We start from the raw sequence: 18,689 nt of genomic DNA, 5'->3' as shown, positions 1-18,689 counted from the left end.
GCTACAACCGCCGGACTAACAACCTAAGGATTTTTGTTACATGAAGACATCTTTGTTCGCACTACCCCTGGCACTTGGCATGGGTCTGGCCGCCACTTCGGCCTTCGCCGCCGATGGCCGTATCAACTTCACCGGTAATATCAACAGCGCTACCTGCCCCATTGAAATCGTCAACCCTGATAGCGGCAACGTCAGCAATCTGGTGTCCCTGGGCTGGGTCGATTCCACTGACTTCAAAGGTATCAATACCGTGGCCGGTGAGCGCGCCTTCCAGATGCGCGTGACCCCAGGCTCCGCTTGCGTGCTGGACCCCGCCAAGCTCGACGCCACCATCACCTTCAACTCGGTATACGGCGGCGGTGGCAACCACTACGGCCTCAAGCCGACCGGTACCCCGGCAAAAGGCGTTGCCGTGGCCATCAAGGACGCGAGTGGCAGCTTCATTGAAAACGGTGACACCTCCGTCATCTACCAGCTGGACGAAACCAACCCGACGCTCATGGACTTTACCGCCATGTACATCGCCACCGCCGCCACCGTAATACCCGGCCCTGCCGATTCCGATGTCGAGTTCACACTCCACATCAACTGATCACACGCGCCAGTTGTAGAGCAACGGGTCTGATGGCCCGTTGTTTACAGGCAACGTTTCGATACAGGGTTCTTTTTATTATGTTTGGTTTCAATAAATATCCCGACCGGGTCAGGTGTGGGATTTTCTCCTGCGCGCTGTTTTGAGTTTTGACTACATGGGTTGCAGACAGCCACGCCGCATTAACGATCAGCAGTACCCGGGTGGTATTTGACAGCGACAAGCGCAATGTATCGCTAAACATTTCAAACCCAAGCAATAAACCGTTTGCCGTACAAACCTGGGTCAATACCGCGGCAGACGACCAATCCACTGCGGTGCCGTTTATCGCCTCCCCGCCACTGTTTCGCTTGAATGCCAACAAAGAGCAACAAGTGCAGATCAACGGGCTGCCCAATACATTGCCCAAAGACCGCGAGTCACTGTTCTACTTCAATGTCCAGGAGTTGCCGCAACTCGAGGCCGGCGATGCCAACCAGTTGAACATTGCACTTCGCACACGCATCAAGCTGTTCTATCGCCCGGTTGAAATCAAAAGCAAGCCGCTGGACCGGTTGCAGGACTTGCGCTGGTCGATCCAGCACATCGATGGCAAACCTCGCCTGCAAGTGAGCAATCCCAGCCCGTTCCATGTGTCTTTCGTGCGTATCGAACTGCGCGCCAACGGCAAGACCATCACGCTCAAGGAAACGCCCATGGCCGCCCCCATGGCGACCCAGGACTTTGAACTCGATGGCCTCAAACCCGCGCCAGGCATGCAAGTGAACTTTTCCGTGATCACCGACTACGGCGGCTACACAACCCCCATGACGCTGCCGGTCGGCCTTGATCCTTAATTTTGCGGACGCTCACCATGCCTTTCTACACACAGCGGCGCATGCCCGTGGCGCAGCGTTTGCTCCACGTTTTCGTATTTACCGGCGCAGGATCAGTGCTGCTGGGCAACAAATCGGCCCTGGCGGATGCGCCCGTGGAGTTTCAATCGACGTTCATGCGACAGCTGGACAACCATGCCAGCGATGCTGGCGCACTGGCCTTGAAAACCCTTTCCGCGAACCAGGATCTGGCACCGGGACGCTACCTTGTCAGTATCGAAGTCAATCGCAGTTTTTTCGACCAGCGAGAAATAGAGTTCACCGCCAATGCCCAGGGCGACGGGCTTTCACCTTGTCTTTCACGGCAACTACTGCTGGACATGGGTATCCGGCTCGATAGCCTGGCCGAGACTGAATCGCTGACCGATGCCTGTGTTGATCTGCCGCGCCTGGTGCCCGGCGCGTTGATCGAACTGCACGGCGGGCAACTGCTGCTTTCCCTCTCCATTCCGCAAATTGCCATGCGCCGGGATGTCGTCGGCTATGTCGACCCGCAACGCTGGGACTACGGCATCAACTCGGCGTTCATCAATTATCAGGTCTCTGCGCAACAGGGCCGCAACCCGTCAGGCCACAACAGCAGCCAGGACCTGTTCCTCAACAGTGGCTTGAACCTGGGTGCCTGGCGCTTGCGCAGTAACAATGCCTTTCGCAGCGACGCACAGGGCGAGCGAAGCTGGACCCGCGCCTATACCTATGTGCAACGTGATCTGCCGGGCATGCACTCACAATTGACCGTGGGCGAGACGTTTACGCCTTGTGACGTATTCAAGAGTGTGCCGATCAAGGGCATTCAGGTGGCTTCTGACATGAGCATGCTGCCCGACTCTCAGCAGCACTATGCACCGATTGTGCGCGGCGTTGCGCAGACCCGGGCCCGATTGGAAATTCGTCAGAACGGTTATCCGATTTATTCCAGCTACGTCAGCCCGGGTCCCTATGAAATCGATGACCTCACCATCGGCGGTGGCAGTGGTGAACTGGAAATCATCCTGACCGAAGCCGATGGTCAGGTGCGGCGATTCACCCAACCTTACGCAACGCTCAGCAACCTGTTGCGTGAAGGCGTCTGGCGCTACAGCACCAGCCTGGGCCGTTACAACGCCGCCTCGTCGTCCACCGATGATACCTCGCTGTGGCAAGGCACCCTCGCCACCGGCACGGGATGGAATTCGACGCTGTATGGCGGGTTGATGGCCAATGAATTCTATCGCGCTGGTACGTTCGGCGTCGGCAGGAACTTTGGTTCCCTCGGTGCGCTCTCGCTCGATGTCACACGCTCCTCGGCCGACATCGACTCAACGAACAGTAGCCGCAATGTCCAGGGCATGAGCTACGCCATCAAATACGGCAAGACCTTCGAGACCCGCACCAACCTGCGCTTTGCCGGCTATCGCTACTCCACCGAAGGGTATCGGGACTTCACCGAAGCGGTGCGTGAACGTAGTGCCGACCAGCGTTTTCGTGGCAGTCGACGCAGCCTGCTCGAAGCCTCGGTGTTTCAGAATATTGCTAGCGACAGCTCGCTGAGCCTGACGTTATCCCAGGAAGATTTCTGGCAATCCGATTATCAGCAACGTCAGTTCCAGTTCAACTTCAACAGTCGTTACAAGTCGATCAACTACAGCCTCTACGCTTCGCAGTCGCTGAACGATGAGCAGTCCAATGACCGGCAACTGGGCTTGAGCGTTTCCTTCCCGCTGGACTTCGGGAACTCGACGACCGCCACATTCGACCTGCGCGAAAGTCGTGGATCAATGAATGAACGGGCATCCCTGTCGGGGCGCAGCGAGGGAGATCGACTCAACTATCGGGCGTCGTTGTCCAACAACGAACAGCATCAACAGACCGCCGAACTGGCAGTGGGTTATCAGACTGCTTTCGCCAGCGTCGGCGCAGGTATCACTCAAGGCACTGACTACAACAACCTCTCGGTCAACGCCACTGGCGCACTGTTGGCCCACGCCGAGGGTATCGAATTCGGCCCCTACCTGGGTGAAACCAGCGGCCTGGCCTATGTGCCTGGTATCGCCGATGTCGGCCTGTTGAACGCTTCGAGTGCCAAGACCAACGATCGTGGTTATGCCTTGATTCCTTACTTGCAGCCTTATCGGGTCAACCGGGTGATTCTGGACACCAATCAGCTTGATCCGAATGTCGAGATCGAAAACGGCGTGACCCAGGTCGTACCCCGTCGAGGTGCTGTGGTCAAAGCGACCTTCCCTGCCCGAACCGTACAAAGGCTTTTACTGACCACACGTGACAGCCAGGGCGCACCGCTGCCGTTCGGTGCACAGGTCAGCAACGCCGCTGGCGAAGTACTCGGGGTTGTCGGCCAGGCCGGCCAAGTGCTGTTGGGCACCGTCGATGGCCAGCAAACCTTCGATGTGCGTTGGGGGAATGCGGCTACCGAGCAATGCCGGCTGCACGCTGATGTCAAGAATATGCCCCTGGACCAGGGCTATCGGGTTCAAGACCTGACGTGCCGCTGACCAAAGCCTTCGCCTACCCCTGCTCGATGCACCTCTTGGTGCAGCGGGTGGTTTTTTTGCCAGGATAAAACACCGTATGTCGATCAGAATACTTCCAGGCCTGTTGCTCGCGTTAACCGCCATTGGGCTCATGCCGCTCGAGGACGCTCACGCCGCCGGCTCCTGCAGTTGGGGCGGCAGCGCCGGGCCTATTCGCTACGTGGCCAACGTGGGTTCGCTGTACATCCCCAGAGATGCCCAGGTGGGCGACCCCATAGGCCCGGTTGACCAGCCCTTCACCGTAACCGGTGGCGGATTGTCCATCCACTGCATGACTGACGGATTGACCCGCCTGACATTCAATGCCGACTCGGCGGCTGCCCCGGTACCCGGCCCTGTGCCGATAAAAAATGGCAGACGGACATTGGGCGCCTTACTGCAAACCAACATTGCCGGGGTTGCGGCTCAAATCAGCCTTGGCAGTCCATACGACGGCATTACGCCCGGCTACTGGAAAATCAGCGGCCCCGACAGCTCGGTGCCCTTCAGTGGCTACATCGATTTCAATACGCCTTTTACTTTGCAACACACACTATTGAGAGGCGTCGTGACACTGATCAAAACCGGGCCGATCGGCAAGGGCGTACAGCCGCTGGATACCGGCCATGAATTGGTCAAGGCGTCCTTCAGCGATATCCCCGATGCTTTTAGCCTGGCGTTGAGCGGTTCGGTTACCCAGGCCGAATGCACGTTATCGGCCAACCCGGTGAGTGCCGACCCGGTGAAACTGGGGGATTGGTCGACGGCGCAGTTTACCGGCCAAGGCGACACGACCGATCCGGTGCCCTTCAGCATTGCATTGAATTCGTGTATTTCCGACCCGCTGCCGGGCGGCACGGTGACCACCGCGCACATTCGCCTGGAGCCCATGGCCGGCTCGACGACAATCGATGCGAACCTGGGCCTGTTCAGCCTCGGCAGCGGCTCAACCGCAAAGGGTGTCGGCATCCAGATACTGGGACGAGATGCCACCACGCCTGTCATGCTGAACACCGATGTGATGCAGGGCACCATTCCGGCCAGCGGCGGCATGCTGCTGGAGTTCAACGCCCTCTACTATCAGACCGGCGCAACGGCCGATGTCTCGCCGGGGTCGGCGGACGCATCGCTAGCCTTTACCATCACCTACAAATAACCCTGCTCGCCCGGCAGGTCCTGCTGCCGGGGAACGAGGGAGGTGGATGGTCACGTGACCAGCTTCATCGACATTGGCTTGAAGGTACGATAGCTATGTCCCTGGTCAAAGCTGACGCTGGCATACAGGGTAAAAGTGCCGTTGAGCGGCAACGGCGCGACGTAGTCCTTGGGTAGGGATGTGGTGAACATCCCCTTGTCATTGAGCGGTGCCGGCGCATCCTTCAGGAAATCCGTGCGAACTCCGGAAGCCATTGCCCATACGTTTATTCGATGCTGGCTTTCGTGATAAGCCCACTCCTCGATTTCGATATTGGCGCCGTCGGACGCAACCTTGCTCTTGGAGAGCGTCGCCGGCGAGCCGATCTGAGCCTCGGGGCATTCGATCGAGCCGAGCGCATCGGCGGATAACTCGCTGATGGTCAGCGTATACGTCGCTGAATGTTGGGGGTCATGACCGGCCCAGTACCAGATTTCGACCTTGCGCCCATCACCACTGACGGGGATGTTGGCGGCAACGACAGGCGCCGCAATGGCGAATTCCAGGCCACCCGACGTAGTGGGGCTTACGTCCGTCACCGAACCGATACCCTCCTCTCCACCCAGACCGATAAAGTCAACCCGCACCGCTTCCGTCGGATCGACTTCCGATGCTTCCACCACCACGGTCACCCCGGCCGTCCCCCTGAACGGGTTCAATATCCCCGTGCCTGCCGGTGTGCTGTCCGCCTGCCTGACGGTTGGAAACTTGCGCGGGATGGGTGGGCGGATATTGACATCCAGCTTTTCGTCCACGGACAGAACAGACTCGTTTCCAGCTCGGTCACTTACCCGATAAGTCGCATAAAAAACGCCATTGGCCTTGCGAAGCAAATCCCCCGCAAAGCTGACCTGCACCGGCTGCCCCACATCACTGAGCGCAAGCGTCTTCGAGCCTGCCACTTCCCGGCCGCCGGGAGACAGCTCCCAATACCAGGTGATCACGTCACCTACTTTTTTCACGGAGTAATCGGGCACGGTTGCCAGCACCTGATCCTGATGCGCAGGTCGGCCAGGTAGGCGGCGGTAATGGCGTTGGGCGGAAGTACATCGGAAGGGAAAACCAGCTTGCTGGACGTCGCGACTACAGGCGGGGTTTTATCGATGGTGATGGTGACCGGATCCGACTCATGAGGCGTTCCACTCCAGATCGTCACGATATAGCGAAGTTCGTGTACACCCGAGGGGAGCTTGTCTGCACTGATGGCAACATAAAGATCGTCGGGATGGATAGGCGCCGTCCATTCCTTGCGAGTGATTTCAACGTCGTTGAGGAGGATCTGGATTGACTCCGGATCCTTCTCGGACGGTTGCGAGTTATCCCATGGATCGAAACACACCTTGAGTGGATTGCTCGAATCACTCCAGGCCGTTCGGTGCAACAGATTGGTTTCCCCGCCTTCGATATTGCTCAAGGGCGCAGGGTCTGTGGTCGGTGGCGGCAGCGGCACAACGGTTTGCTCTGATGACATGGATATCTCCTGCGCCGGGTGACAAGCGCTGGAGACTCACAGAGTCAAAGAGCCCCGAGCGCAATCAACACTCAGCTCCGTTTTCGGGAGCGCCAAGTACCGTCATCAATGACAGCACTCGACAGTAATTGCTGGCTACTTCAGAAGTTTAATTACCAGCTGTAACGCGCACCAAGGTTGAAACCCCAAGGCTGCTCGATTTTATTGCCGTTGCTGTAATCAAAATCGGCGTGCACTGAGACCTTGCCTCTCAGGGTCATGGCGATCCCCGCTCCCAGCTCACCACGGGAGCCGGAAAGATCGGATTTGAACGGGTTGTTATTGACCTCAACATCGTTGTTCTCAGCGAACTCGTGCACATAAGCCGCCCGCAGGTACGGTTGCACGACTTTGCCTTCACCCAGGTTGAAATTGCGTCCGGCGGTGGCACCGACCTTGCCGAGCAAGGAGCGTGCGCGATCGCCCTCAGCGGACAAGCCGTTGTCCAGGGTGTAACTGGCGCCCTGAACGACTACACCCGACAGTTGGGTATAGGGCTCGATAAAGTAGTCGTCAGCCAACTTGATATGTCGGCCGAATTCGAGCGACGCACCGACACCATTGTTGTTGTAGTCACCTTTGGCTTTTGTGCCGTCGCTGAGTCGCACGTCGGATTCATTCTGGAAGCGGTTGAACTTGAGCACGCCGTCGAAATAGTACCCGCTCGGCTCATCCAGCCAGGTGGTGTAGGCGCCCAGGTAGTAGCTATCAACCGTGCCACTGGTGCCACGGGTCATGTCCAGGTCGGACTTGCTGTAACCACCCAGCAGTCCCACCAACCACTGGCCGTCACCCATCGGCAAGGGGGCATCGGCACCGAACGACAGCCCCTGCTGGGTTTGCTGGTAGGCCACACCGGAACTGGCACTGACATCGAACTTGTTGCCGTACGCCCGAATCCAGCCACCGGCCTTGCCGTTGTCCATGCGCACTTCGCCCATGCGACTGCGCAAAGTGCTGAGTTCTCCGTACCAGACAGTAGGCGCGGCATTGAACAGCGCCATCACCGATTGGGTGCCCGGGCTGATGGTTTTTGTAGCCGTATTCAGATACCAGTCGTTTTCGCCCTGCTTGATCAGGTCGTAGGAAAACGCACCGAGGTCGACGGCACCGCCGGCCAGTTTGAACGTTGCATCCCCCGAGCCGATATGAACGACGGCGGTCGATGCCGGTGCCCGCGGTTCAGTGCCGCTGCTGTCGAGCGCGATCACATGGTTGCCGCTGGCGTTGCCGGTGACTGTAAGGGTATCGATCTGGCCGGTGGTGAAGTCGTGGTGCATGTAGAACGTACCGCCCTCGCCCGACAACGTTCCCACAGAGAGCTTGAAGAATTCCCCAGGGTTGCCGAACTGTACGCCGCCGCCATTCATGGCCAGGTTTTCAACACTGCCATCGCCGACCATTATCCATCGGGCATCACTGTTGACCGCCAGGTTCTGCACGTTTTCCAGGCGTCCGGTCAGGGTTGCGAAGTTTTCCAGGGTTACATTGGCGGTGCTGCTGCCATCGGCAACGATATCGCCGACCAGATGACTGTTGCCTACACGCAGATTACCTTCAGCGCCGCTGACGACTTCCATCAGTACGCCATTGCTGCCCGTCAGGGTCGAGCCATTGAGTACAGCGATATCGGCCGATACAGTCCCGGCGTTCAGGGTATCGACAATAATGGCCGAGCCGTTGCGCCCGATGACGTGAGAGCCATTCAGATTCAGTGTGCCGGGAGCATTGATCGCCGGATCGAAATTGATTTGAACACCGTTCTTGCCACCGACAATGGTGCTGTCATTGGCATTGACCGTGCCATTGAACAAACGCAAGCCCGCTGCGCTGCCCCCCGTCACTGTACTGCCGGTCAGTGTCAGTGTGCTCATGGCATTGACCGAAGCACCGCTTTGCCCACCGGTGATGGTGCTACCACTCACTTGCACGACAGAGCCCCTGGTGTTGGCGGCATCGTGACTGAGCGCCAGGCCGACCCGCTCGGCACTGATGGCGCTGCCGGTAATGGTGGCGGTGCCTGCATCCAGATGAACGCCGTTGTTGTTTCCGGTGCCCTGCACTTGACTGCCGGTCAGGTTCAAGTTGGAACCACTGCTGACTCGAATGTCTTGTGTCCGGGCGCCGTTGGCATTCAACGTGGCGGCATTGATCAATCGATAACTGTCATACGCAGCGCTGCCATCAATATCAAGTGTTGTTGCATTGATCGTGCGAGTCGCTGATACAGCATGCTCGCCAAGCAACATCAGCGGAGCGATGGACAACAATCTCAAGATTTGAGACAGGGGGCTCAAGGTGAACAAACGCGTGCCAGCCATAACAGGCTCCATGATTTCTGGACGAAGAAAGCCCGGATCAACCCTACAGGCTATGATGACCCGACCTACAAAGACGACGCAGAATATCCAGTAACAACTGATTGAAATGCGGGAGTTCCCTTAAGATCTTGTAGGATTTTTCCCGTCAGTTTCGACGCCCATCGCCAAACCAGCGCGAGGGGTCCGTGTCCCATGACACGGACCACCGAGGGTTTGCTCCTGCCCGTTTTCAATTTACGGAATGAGACAAGTTCCCGATCCCGCCGAGAGCACCACCCGTGTGTCTGATGCTGGCGATGGGACGGCTACACCGTCGACTTCAAGGGTGTAAATCACTTCGCCCTTACCTTCCTGATCAGTGGGGCCTCCCCAGGTCGGCAGCAGATGAGTGTCATAAGGCTCGATCAACCACATCAAGCCATTCACCTCCTGATCGGCCGTGACCGGACCCAGCGTGGCTCTCTTGCCAGCGGCTGTAACCGGTACTGGAGAGGCGTATGTGGTGTAAGCCTTCCACTCGACCTCAACCATCATCCCTGCCTTGAGATAGTCGCTAGGCGGAATCCGATATTGAAAGCCCATCTTGCCGGCCTCTGTATGCAGCGAGAGACAGGTCAATCGTTTGGTGGTTGTGCCGACGAGGTTTTGTGGCTCGGCAACCGGCAAGTCCACCGTCAGGAACTCGATTTCAACCTCGGTTGGGTTCTTGGGCCCTTGAGGGTTGGCGATGGCAGGATTGGACAAGGAATACGTCACCGGCATTTTCGCATTGTTGCCTTGCCGGCGGATCACGTCCCAATCCAGTTCGATTGGAATCTCATCGCCAGCATTATCGCTGGTGGTATCAATGACGTAGGGTGCGCCAATAGGAACGCCATTCCACAGCACCTGATATTCGTCGTCATCGGCAATGGGAGCGACCAGTTCGATCACCGCTTCGATGAGCTCGTCCTCATCGCTGGCAACCAATTTGTTGGCAACGTTTGACTTACCAAACACATCCAGCGGCAGCAACAACGGGTTGCCGGGCCACGGATCGGGGTTGCCAGGACCTGTGGTTTCGAAGTTGACCATCACCGTGCCGGACTCGCCGCCCAGTTCGAGTATGCCGCGGTACAACTTGTATGCAATGGGGGTGGAAACAGCCCCTGTCGCGGCGCCGTACCGATCACGCATGTGCTCCCAGTTCACTCCGATACTGATGGTACTACCCGGGTTGGAACCGATCGGTGTGCGATAAGCCAACGCTACCCCATCCCAAATGATCTCGACCTCATCGGTACTTTTCGCATGCAGGATGCTGGGGAACTCGACGTGAACGCCCTGGAGCGCGTCGTTTCGATCGACATAACCTTTGGGGACCGCTTCCGGCACACTCGGTGCTGGATAGGGCAATGGCGGAAGGGTGCCGAGCGCGACAGGGATCAAGTCATACAACGAAATCCTGCTGCGGTTACCCGCCTTGTCGAAAATGGTATAGCCACCACAGAACCCACCGTCACCCAGTGAGCGAATGAGGGCAACCGGGAACTTCACCTTTCGGTCCGCCCCCAACTCGACCACACCAATTGGTACGATTAAATCCGGGTCTTCGGGCAACCGGTCCTTCATCCAGGCAAAGGCCACCTGGTCACCTTCCGCTGCCCCTGTCCAGGTGGGGATGGTGCCATCAACGTCCGTCAACCCGGCAAGATTGTTCTCGGTGAAGGGCGGCGTAATTGAAAATGTAATCTTGCCAGGTGCCGCTGTACCGTTAGGCGGGGTCTTGTCGATAAAGACCGGAACATCCTCCGACTCGGCAGGCGTCCCAACCCAGTTAACATGTTGATAACGGATCTTGAATGCCCCCTCGTTTTCATCTTTCAACAGAAAGTCAGCCGGGAGGGTGATCGGCAAAGGGAAAGAGGACGTACCTTCGGTGTAGTTGACACTCGCAACATCTTCGTATTCATCACTGCCGACCCGCGCAATCTGAAGTGTCACGGTTTCGGTTTCACCATCAGGTGGAAGTGTCGCCCAGGCTGTAACCTGCAACAGGATTCCGGCATCCAGTGAAGCCCGAGGGAAGAGGCCTGGCGGGTTTCCAGGCAGCGTTACGGTACTGACATCCGGTTTGACGAACTCCAATGGCCCATTGCGCCCAGGTTCGCGTTGACTCCATGCGGGTAATATTTGCTTGCTGCCGTAACTCGCCATGACATCGTTCTCCCATGAACAACACTTCGACCTTTGCGCACGCAATGGCCACCAAGCCTGTCTGGCAGATCGAGACATCGGGTAAGCGCAGCACTGTCCCTTCGCTCTGCTCGGTAACTGGACCTTGAGCGAATTAAACGGCAGTTTTTAGCAACGCGATACTGTCAAAGTTGACAGGTATCCGCACTTTTTTTGCACGGCTGGAACAGGTTCAGACGGGGTTGGATCGCACGTTCAGCGCTCAGGCCGGGGTGAAAAACCTCAGGCCCGCCGCCCCTCGAGCAAGTCCGTCACACACAAGGAAATACGTCGGCAGGCGTCCGCCAGCTTCAGTTGGTCCACCACCAGGCCGAGGCGAATATGCCCCGCCGCACTCGGCCCGAAGGCTTCGCCCGCCAGCACCGACACGCCATAGCCGTCCAGCAATCGCTCGGCAAAATGCTGGGCCGACAACCCGGTCTGACGCACGTCGACCATCACGAACATCCCGCCATCGGGGCGAATCGCCCGGATGCCAGGGCACAGATCCAGGCTGGCGCACACCAGGTCGCGACGCTGGCGATATTCCTCACGCATCAGCGCCACCTGCGGCAGGTTTTCATCCAGCGCCAACTGCGCGGCGTTCTGGATGAAATCCGGAATGCCGAACAGCATGCACAACGACAGATTCACCAAATGTTCACACAGCGTTTGCGGCCCGATCACCCACCCCACCCGCCAGCCACTCATGGCGTGGGACTTCGACAGGCTATTGATCGTCGCCGTGCGTTCGGCCATGCCCGGCAAGCTCGCGGGGCTGATGTGTTCGCCCTCGAACAGCAGTTCGCTGTAGACCTCGTCGCTGATCAACCACAGGTCATGGCGAATGCACAATTCGGCCAGTGCTTTCCAGGTCGTCAGCGGCAGGTTGGCGCCGGAGGGGTTGTTCGGGCTGTTGAGCAACATCGCGCGGGTGTTCGGCGTGATCAGTGCCGCGACATCCGCCGGATCGACTCGAAAGCCGTTCTGCGAACGCACCGGTACCGGCACCACTTTCGCCCCGCAGGCGCCGAACACGCCTTCGTAGGTCACGTACATCGGTTCGGCGACGAGCACTTCGTCCCCCGGATCGAGCAGGCATTGCACCACCGAATACACCGCGCACTGCGCCCCGGGGAAGACGATCACGTGCCTCGCATCCACTGCCTGGCCGCTGCGCTGGCGATGATGCCGGGCGATGCTGTCGCGCAAGCCCTGGCTGCCGCGCACCGCCGGGTAATGCGTGTCGCCGGCCAGCAAACTGCCAATCGCGGCCTGGACGATGGGTTGTGGGGTGTCGAAATCCGGGTCGCCGATCGACAGCAGCAAGACATCGACACCCTGCTCGCGCAGCGCCAGCGCTCGATCGTGAATCTGCCAGGCCGCCGCTCCGTCACCGGCGATTCGTTGGGTCAAGGCTGAGTAGCGCATGGCGTTCTCCTGTGGCGCGTATTCCTTGCCTCAACCCTATCTCAAATCGCGAAACAAGCCAGCCACGGGCGCCTGTTTAAAGGTGTTTAAGGTTACTTCATGCAAGCTACAAGACCTTGCGCCATTGCCTACGGTTACGCCAGAATCCGCCGGCTTGTGCGCCTGGGGGGCCATCGGTAACTTGATTCGCGTCACTGATTGTCAGTGATCGGGTTTAGCAGCCTGTGTTAACTCAGTTGTGCGTGCATCTGTCATGCAGGTCTTTTTGTTGCCTGTGCTTGATGGTAGCTGTACGCAGGGCGCTCTCGAGCGCGCCGGATTGCTGAGTTTCCGGTCTGCTAACCTGCGTGCAGTTGCCACCCTCTTCGTTTAGCAGCCGGAGGGTTGACACATCATTAGGACAACTCAGCATATGTTCAAAGTAACGCCAAACCCGCCGGACACCGATCCGACATCCCCCTATGAACCCGATTCAAAAAAACTCAACGAGGCCGCCGAACGTGCCCTCGCCTTTCACTTCCCCTCGATTGCCGACATCAAAGCCACGCCGCGTACTCCCGGTTCACTGTTCACCGTGAACCCAGAAGCCACGGCCGAAACCCTGATGGTGTATCTGGTGGAAACGCTGGCGTCAGTCGACGTGATGGTCCACCAGTTGGTGGATCATCTGGACGGTGGATCGCGCAATGCCCTGCTGGGGATTTCCAACAGCGTGATGCTGGCGGAGATCACGGCGAACCGGGTGCTGGATCAGATTGATCCACGGGGGTAGGTACATAGGATCAAAAGATCGCAGCCTTCGGCAGCTCCTACATTTGAATTGCGATTCCCTGTAGGAGCTGCCGAAGGCTGCGATCTTTTGCTTTAACGGCGAACAGCCACCCGCCAAACCCGCGCCACATCGCTCGCGCGCTCTTGCAGCAAACGCGGCGCCTGGGCACAGGCCTGCTCCAGGGTCATCGGCCCGCTCGCCAAAGCGAACGCGGCGTCGATACCATGTTCGTACAACGCCTGATAACCCTCGCCCAGCGTACCGGCAATAACGATGACCGGCACACCCTGCTGCCGGGCAATGCGCGCCACACCAAACGGCGTCTTGCCGCGCAAGGTTTGTGCGTCGAAACGCCCCTCGCCGGTGATCACCAGATCGGCGTTTTTTACCGCATCAGCCAGGCCTACCAGCTCGGCCACCACCTCGACACCGGCCTTGAATTGCGCCCCCAAAAACGCCTTCGCCCCAAACCCCAAACCGCCCGCCGCGCCACTGCCCGGCTCGTCGCGCACGTCTTTTTCCAACACGTTGGCGCAGTGTTCGGCAAAGTGTCCAAGGGCACGATCCAATTGCTCGACCTGCTCGGGCGACGCACCTTTTTGCGGACCGAAAATCGCCGAGGCGCCGTGTGGCCCACACAGTGGATTATTCACATCTGCGGCAATGTCGAAACGCACATCGGCCAAACGCGGGTCGATGTTGCTGAGGTCGATGCGTGCCAATTGCGCCAACGCCAAACCGCCCGGCGGCAGGGATTGGTTTTGGGCATCCAACAATTTCACGCCCAACGCCTGCATTGCACCGGCGCCACCATCGTTGGTCGCACTGCCGCCAATCGCCAGGATCACCCGTTGCGCACCGGCATCCAGCGCGGCGCGGATCAATTGCCCGGTCCCGAAGGTGCTGCTGATGCATGCATCACGCTGAGCCAGAGGGATCAACTGCAACCCGCTGGCTTCGGCCATTTCGATGATCGCGGTGTGGCTATCGGGCAACCAGCCCCAAGCGGCATTCACCGTAGCCCCTAAAGGCCCGCGCACCTCATTGCGGCGCAGTTCGCCATCGCACGCCGCCAGGATCGACTCGACAGTCCCTTCCCCGCCGTCGGCCATCGGGCATTTGATCAGTTGCGCATCAGGCCAGACCTGGGCCAATCCCAATGCAATGGCATCGGCCACGCCTTGGGCGCTGAGGCTGTCCTTGAACGAATCGGGGGCGATCACGATTTTCATGGGAATTCTCCAGTTCCAATGCCCACATGCTGCCAGCCGCCATGAACAATAACGCCGGGCCGCTGCACAAGCGGTGTTGAGGATTATTGTTCATTTCCACAAAGTACCGGCCTTTTGTGGGAGCGGGCTTGCTCGCGAAAGCGGTGGGTCAATCAGCATTGATGTTGGATGTGATGGCCTCTTCGCGAGCAAGCCCGCTCCCACAGGGGAATTGCGTGATTCATGGTTGGGTGTCTGTCTGGGGCAGCAGTTGCACCCCCAGATACAGCGCGAGCATCCCGTCGAGCCGCAACGGATCAACCCCGCTCAGCTCGGCAATCCGCTCCATGCGATAGCGCAGGCTGTTGCGGTGAATGCCCAGTGCATCGGCGCAGGCCTGGCTCTGGCCGTCGTGTTCACACCAGCTGCGCAGGGTTGCCAGCAACTGGCCGTTGTTGTCCTTGGCAATGACCTTGCGCAGCGGATTGAGCAGTTCGTCGAGGGCGTCGTCGTTGCGGTGGCGCCAGAGCATCACCGGCAGCCGATAGCGGTTGAGCGTCAGCAATCGCGAGCGCGGCAACACCTCGCGCCCGTAGGCCAGCAAGTCACCGACCCGGCGATAGCAGCGCCGCAAGCCCGAAAGGCCATCGGCCTGCCCGCCCACGGCAATGCGCAGGATGTTCCAGCCCAGGCCGTCGAGCTTGTCCAGCAAGCGCTCGTTCTCCACCGTCTGGCTTGCCGGCCGGCACCAGAGCAACGAGGTCTTGGCCGAGCTCACGCACCAACTGTCGGGGTGGCGGCTGGTCAACCAGGCGCTGAGGGCCTCGACGGTTTGCCCTGGCGCGTGCTCAAGTCCCAGTTCGAACAGGTACGGCACCCGGGTCATTTGGGGCTTGAGGCCCAACTGCTGCGCTTCATCGACCAGTCGCGGCGCATCCCCGGCTTCGCTGAGCAACAACGCCAGCAGATCATCGCAGCGCTGGCGCCGCCATTGTTGCTCGGCCTGCTGGTTGCGCTGGCCCACCAGCATCTCGGCGGTCATGCGCACCAGTTCGGCGTAGGTGCGCAGTTGCTCGGGTTCGCCGGTGATGCCCAATACACCGATCAGACGCTGGTCCAGCATCAGCGGCAGGTTGATGCCCGGCTGCACGCCCTTGAGATGAATCGCTGTCTGCGCATCGATCTCCACCACCCGGCCATTGGCCAAAACCAGTTGCGCGCCTTCATGCCGGGTGTTGACCCGATCCGGCTCGCCGCTGCCCAGGATCAAGCCCTGGCTGTCCATGACGTTGACGTTGTACGGCAGGATAGCCATCGCCCGGTCGACGATGTCCTGGGCCAGGTCGTGATCGAGTTCAAACATGCAAGTGATCCTTGAAGACAGTGATGGAACGGGTTGTTCACCCGCACAGGCCTTGGTTGCAAACCCTGTGCTCAGGCACAAAGACAGCCACCCTGGGGGTGGTCGAGACTCTCTGGGCGATCAACGTTACCCTTTGCATCGCAAAAAATCATAATAAAGAGAGAGCCGCCATGACCCAGAGCGCCGTAGCGTCCGACGCCATCGCTGACGACAAAAATGCCGTCTACAAGCGCATTACCCTGCGCTTGATCCCCTTCATTTTCATCTGCTACCTGTTCAACTACCTCGACCGGGTAAACGTTGGATTTGCCAAACTGCAGATGCTCGATGCGCTGAAGTTCAGCGAAACCGTGTACGGCCTCGGCGCCGGCATCTTCTTTATCGGCTATGTACTGTGCGGCGTGCCAAGCAACCTGGCGTTGACCAGATTCGGCCCACGGCGCTGGATTGCGCTGATGATGATCACCTGGGGCACCCTGTCGACCTGCCTGCTGTTCGTCACCACGCCGACCGAGTTCTATACCCTGCGCCTGTTCACCGGCGCGGCCGAAGCCGGGTTCTTCCCGGGCGTGGTGTTGTACCTCTCGCAGTGGTTCCCGACCTTCCGCCGTGGCCGCATCATGGCGCTGTTCATGTCGGCGATCCCGGTCTCCGGCCTGCTCGGCAGCCCGTTCTCCGGCTGGATTCTCAATCACTTCGGCGCAGGCCAAGGCGGTCTCGCCGGCTGGCAGTGGATGTTCCTGCTGCAAGGCATTCCCACCGTCATCCTCGGTGCGCTGGCTTACTTCCTGCTCAGCGACAGCTACGCCAACGCCAAGTGGCTGACCCCGTTCGAGCGTTCGGTACTGGAAGCCGACCACGCCGAAGATCTGGCGAACAAGCCGAAAACCACGACCGATTCGCTGCTGGCGGTGTTCAGGAACCCGGCGATCTGGGCCTTCGGCCTGATCTATTTCTGCATCCAGAGTGGCGTGTACGCGATCAACTTCTGGCTGCCGTCGATCATCAAGAACCTGGGCTTCAGCGATAACCTGGTGATCGGCTGGCTCAGTGCGATTCCGTACCTGCTGGCCGCGGTGTTCATGCTGATCGTCGGCCGTTCAGCGGACCTGCGCCAGGAACGTCGCTGGCATCTGGTGGTGCCGATGCTGATGGGCGCGCTGGGGCTGCTGATCGCGGTGAACTTCGCCGCCAACCCGGCCATCGCGATTCTCGGCCTGACCATCGCCACCATGGGCGCCCTCACCGGCCTGCCGATGTTCTGGCCGGTGCCGACCGCCCTGCTCAGTGCGGGCGCCGCGGCTGGCGGCCTGGCGCTGATCAACTCCATGGGGCAAATGGCCGGCTTCCTCAGCCCGTACCTGGTGGGTTGGGTCAAGGACAGCACCGGCTCGACCGATGCGGCGCTGTACCTGTTGGCGGGTGTGATTGTCGGCGGCAGTCTGCTGGCGTTGCGCATGACCCGTACCTTGCGCGCCTAATCAGCGAAGATCAAAAGATCGCAGCCTGCGGCAGCTCCTACACAGCAATGACATACAGCCTGTAGGAGCTGCCGCAGGCTGCGATCTTTTTCGTTTGCCATGTCCAACAATTTTGGTATCTGATTGAGCCTTTCCCACTGGTAAAAGGATTTGCTCATGAGCTACCGCACGCTGGGTCATTCAGGTCTGCAGGTGTCCACCCTGACCCTGGGCACCATGATGTTCGGCGAACAGACCAGCGCCGAAGATTCCCTGCGAATCATCGACAAGGCCTGGGACCAGGGCATCAACTTCATCGACACCGCCGACGTCTACACCAACGGCCGTTCCGAAGAAATCGTCGGCGAAGCCATCGCCAGCCGCCGCCATGAATGGGTGCTGGCCACCAAGGTCGGCTTCGGTCCCGTGGATGGCGTCCCCAACCGCAGCGGCTTGAGTCGCAAGCACCTGTTCAACGGCATCGATGCCAGCCTGACGCGCCTGGGCACCGACTACCTCGACATCTATTACCTGCACCGCGAAGACCACAATACGCCGCTGGAAGTCACGATCTCGGCCATCGGCGATTTGATTCGCCAGGGCAAAATCCGCTATTGGGGCCTGTCCAACTACCGTGGCTGGCGCATCGCCGAAGTCATCCGCGTGGCCGACAAACTGGGGGTTGACCGGCCGGTGATCAGCCAGCCGCTGTACAACATCGTCAACCGCCAGGCTGAAACCGAGCAGATCACGGCGGCGCACAACTACGGTCTGGGCGTGGTGCCCTACAGCCCGCTGGCGCGCGGAGTGCTCAGCGGCAAGTACGCGCCGGATGTGAAACCGGACGCCAACAGCCGTGCCGGACGCCAGGACAAACGCATCCTGGAAACCGAATGGCGAGTCGAGTCCTTGCACATCGCCCAGCAGATCCAGCAATACACCCGGCAGCGTGGCGTCGGCATCGTCGAGTTCGCGATTGCCTGGGTGCTGAACAACAGCGCCGTGACCTCGGCCATTGTCGGGCCGCGCACGGAGGAGCAATGGGACGCCTACACTAAGGCGCAGGCGGTGAAGATCACGGCCGAGGATGAGGCGTTCATCGATTCGCTGGTGACACCGGGGCATGCGTCGACACCGGGGTTCAATGATGTGAGCCATTTTGTGTCGGGGCGTACACCGCGCAGTACCTGAAGAAATAGAAAACCAATGTGGGAGCGGGCTTGCTCGCGAAGGCG

At 59.3% G+C, this 18,689-nt stretch carries 14 protein-coding genes; 7 read left to right on the top strand and 7 right to left on the bottom strand.

Annotated elements, in window-relative coordinates; translation table 11 throughout:
- Positions 1-40 precede the first annotated feature (40 nt).
- The 4 genes from ACM6G4_RS19355 (at position 41) to ACM6G4_RS19340 (ending at position 5,133) form a co-directional block, all read left to right on the top strand.
- On the top strand, positions 41-592 hold the full coding sequence (locus ACM6G4_RS19355; protein WP_414914379.1) for a fimbrial protein: 552 nt from the start codon (positions 41-43) through the stop codon (positions 590-592).
- Positions 593-741: 149 nt separating this feature from the next.
- On the top strand, positions 742-1,428 hold the full coding sequence (locus ACM6G4_RS19350; protein WP_414914378.1) for a molecular chaperone: 687 nt from the start codon (positions 742-744) through the stop codon (positions 1,426-1,428).
- Positions 1,429-1,445: 17 nt separating this feature from the next.
- The gene (locus ACM6G4_RS19345; RefSeq protein ID WP_414914377.1) at positions 1,446-3,959 is read left to right on the top strand and encodes a fimbria/pilus outer membrane usher protein; all 2,514 of its coding nucleotides are present in this window, start codon (positions 1,446-1,448) and stop codon (positions 3,957-3,959) included.
- A 76-nt stretch (positions 3,960-4,035) separates the two neighbouring features.
- Complete coding sequence (locus ACM6G4_RS19340; protein ID WP_414914376.1) at positions 4,036-5,133, top strand: fimbrial protein; 1,098 nt, start codon at positions 4,036-4,038, stop codon at positions 5,131-5,133.
- A gap of 50 nt (positions 5,134-5,183) precedes the next feature.
- Here ACM6G4_RS19340 and ACM6G4_RS19335 read toward each other — a convergent pair whose 3' ends face one another.
- From ACM6G4_RS19335 to ACM6G4_RS19315, 5 genes are all read right to left on the bottom strand, one after another.
- Entirely contained in the window at positions 5,184-6,149 is a 966-nt protein-coding gene (locus tag ACM6G4_RS19335) for a hypothetical protein (RefSeq protein ID WP_414914375.1), read from the bottom strand.
- Positions 6,131-6,643, bottom strand: a complete 513-nt coding sequence (locus tag ACM6G4_RS19330) for a hypothetical protein (RefSeq protein ID WP_414914374.1) — start codon at positions 6,641-6,643, stop codon at positions 6,131-6,133. Before ACM6G4_RS19330 ends, ACM6G4_RS19335 begins: the two co-directional genes overlap by 19 nt.
- 152 nt (positions 6,644-6,795) lie before the next feature.
- Positions 6,796-9,003 carry an autotransporter outer membrane beta-barrel domain-containing protein gene (locus ACM6G4_RS19325; protein ID WP_414914373.1) on the bottom strand — a complete coding sequence of 736 codons (2,208 nt, stop codon included), beginning with the start codon at positions 9,001-9,003 and terminating at the stop codon, positions 6,796-6,798.
- A 234-nt stretch (positions 9,004-9,237) separates the two neighbouring features.
- The gene (locus tag ACM6G4_RS19320) at positions 9,238-11,199 is read right to left on the bottom strand and encodes a hypothetical protein (protein WP_414914372.1); all 1,962 of its coding nucleotides are present in this window, start codon (positions 11,197-11,199) and stop codon (positions 9,238-9,240) included.
- 261 nt (positions 11,200-11,460) lie between these two features.
- Positions 11,461-12,648 (bottom strand): pyridoxal phosphate-dependent aminotransferase, encoded by a 1,188-nt coding sequence (locus ACM6G4_RS19315; RefSeq protein ID WP_414914371.1) that lies wholly within the window; start codon positions 12,646-12,648, stop codon positions 11,461-11,463.
- A gap of 412 nt (positions 12,649-13,060) precedes the next feature.
- Between ACM6G4_RS19315 and ACM6G4_RS19310 the strand changes: the two genes are divergently transcribed.
- Positions 13,061-13,420, top strand: coding sequence for a DUF6124 family protein (locus ACM6G4_RS19310; RefSeq protein WP_414914370.1), 360 nt, complete (start codon positions 13,061-13,063; stop codon positions 13,418-13,420).
- Positions 13,421-13,512: 92 nt separating this feature from the next.
- Here the strand turns inward: ACM6G4_RS19310 and ACM6G4_RS19305 are convergent, their stop codons facing one another.
- Complete coding sequence (locus ACM6G4_RS19305) at positions 13,513-14,652, bottom strand: glycerate kinase (RefSeq protein ID WP_414914369.1); 1,140 nt, start codon at positions 14,650-14,652, stop codon at positions 13,513-13,515.
- Positions 14,653-14,872: 220 nt separating this feature from the next.
- The gene (locus ACM6G4_RS19300) at positions 14,873-15,994 is read right to left on the bottom strand and encodes a sugar diacid recognition domain-containing protein (protein WP_056724528.1); all 1,122 of its coding nucleotides are present in this window, start codon (positions 15,992-15,994) and stop codon (positions 14,873-14,875) included.
- A gap of 170 nt (positions 15,995-16,164) precedes the next feature.
- Here ACM6G4_RS19300 and ACM6G4_RS19295 point away from each other — a divergent pair, with 170 nt between their 5' ends.
- Both ACM6G4_RS19295 and ACM6G4_RS19290 read left to right on the top strand, forming a co-directional pair.
- The gene (locus ACM6G4_RS19295) at positions 16,165-17,475 is read left to right on the top strand and encodes an MFS transporter (protein WP_414914368.1); all 1,311 of its coding nucleotides are present in this window, start codon (positions 16,165-16,167) and stop codon (positions 17,473-17,475) included.
- 156 nt (positions 17,476-17,631) lie between these two features.
- On the top strand, positions 17,632-18,645 hold the full coding sequence (locus ACM6G4_RS19290) for an aldo/keto reductase (protein WP_414914367.1): 1,014 nt from the start codon (positions 17,632-17,634) through the stop codon (positions 18,643-18,645).
- Positions 18,646-18,689: the final 44 nt, after the last annotated feature.

The sequence above is a fragment of the Pseudomonas sp. IT-P258 genome (assembly GCF_949767825.1).
Classification (GTDB): Bacteria; Pseudomonadota; Gammaproteobacteria; order Pseudomonadales; family Pseudomonadaceae; genus Aquipseudomonas; species Aquipseudomonas monachiensis.
The sequence above is the reverse complement of the archived record's forward strand: the minus strand, read 5'-3'. Positions and strand labels throughout refer to the sequence as shown.

Coding starts and splice junctions, on each gene's coding strand:
- ACM6G4_RS19355 (WP_414914379.1), top strand. CDS start 41: ATGAAGACATCTTTGTTCGCACTACCCCTGGCACTTGGCATGGGTCTG.
- ACM6G4_RS19345 (WP_414914377.1), top strand. CDS start 1,446: ATGCCTTTCTACACACAGCGGCGCATGCCCGTGGCGCAGCGTTTGCTC.
- ACM6G4_RS19340 (WP_414914376.1), top strand. CDS start 4,036: ATGTCGATCAGAATACTTCCAGGCCTGTTGCTCGCGTTAACCGCCATT.
- ACM6G4_RS19330 (WP_414914374.1), bottom strand. CDS start 6,643: ATGTCATCAGAGCAAACCGTTGTGCCGCTGCCGCCACCGACCACAGAC.
- ACM6G4_RS19325 (WP_414914373.1), bottom strand. CDS start 9,003: ATGGCTGGCACGCGTTTGTTCACCTTGAGCCCCCTGTCTCAAATCTTG.
- ACM6G4_RS19320 (WP_414914372.1), bottom strand. CDS start 11,199: ATGGCGAGTTACGGCAGCAAGCAAATATTACCCGCATGGAGTCAACGC.
- ACM6G4_RS19315 (WP_414914371.1), bottom strand. CDS start 12,648: ATGCGCTACTCAGCCTTGACCCAACGAATCGCCGGTGACGGAGCGGCG.
- ACM6G4_RS19310 (WP_414914370.1), top strand. CDS start 13,061: ATGTTCAAAGTAACGCCAAACCCGCCGGACACCGATCCGACATCCCCC.
- ACM6G4_RS19305 (WP_414914369.1), bottom strand. CDS start 14,652: ATGAAAATCGTGATCGCCCCCGATTCGTTCAAGGACAGCCTCAGCGCC.
- ACM6G4_RS19300 (WP_056724528.1), bottom strand. CDS start 15,994: ATGTTTGAACTCGATCACGACCTGGCCCAGGACATCGTCGACCGGGCG.
- ACM6G4_RS19295 (WP_414914368.1), top strand. CDS start 16,165: ATGACCCAGAGCGCCGTAGCGTCCGACGCCATCGCTGACGACAAAAAT.
- ACM6G4_RS19290 (WP_414914367.1), top strand. CDS start 17,632: ATGAGCTACCGCACGCTGGGTCATTCAGGTCTGCAGGTGTCCACCCTG.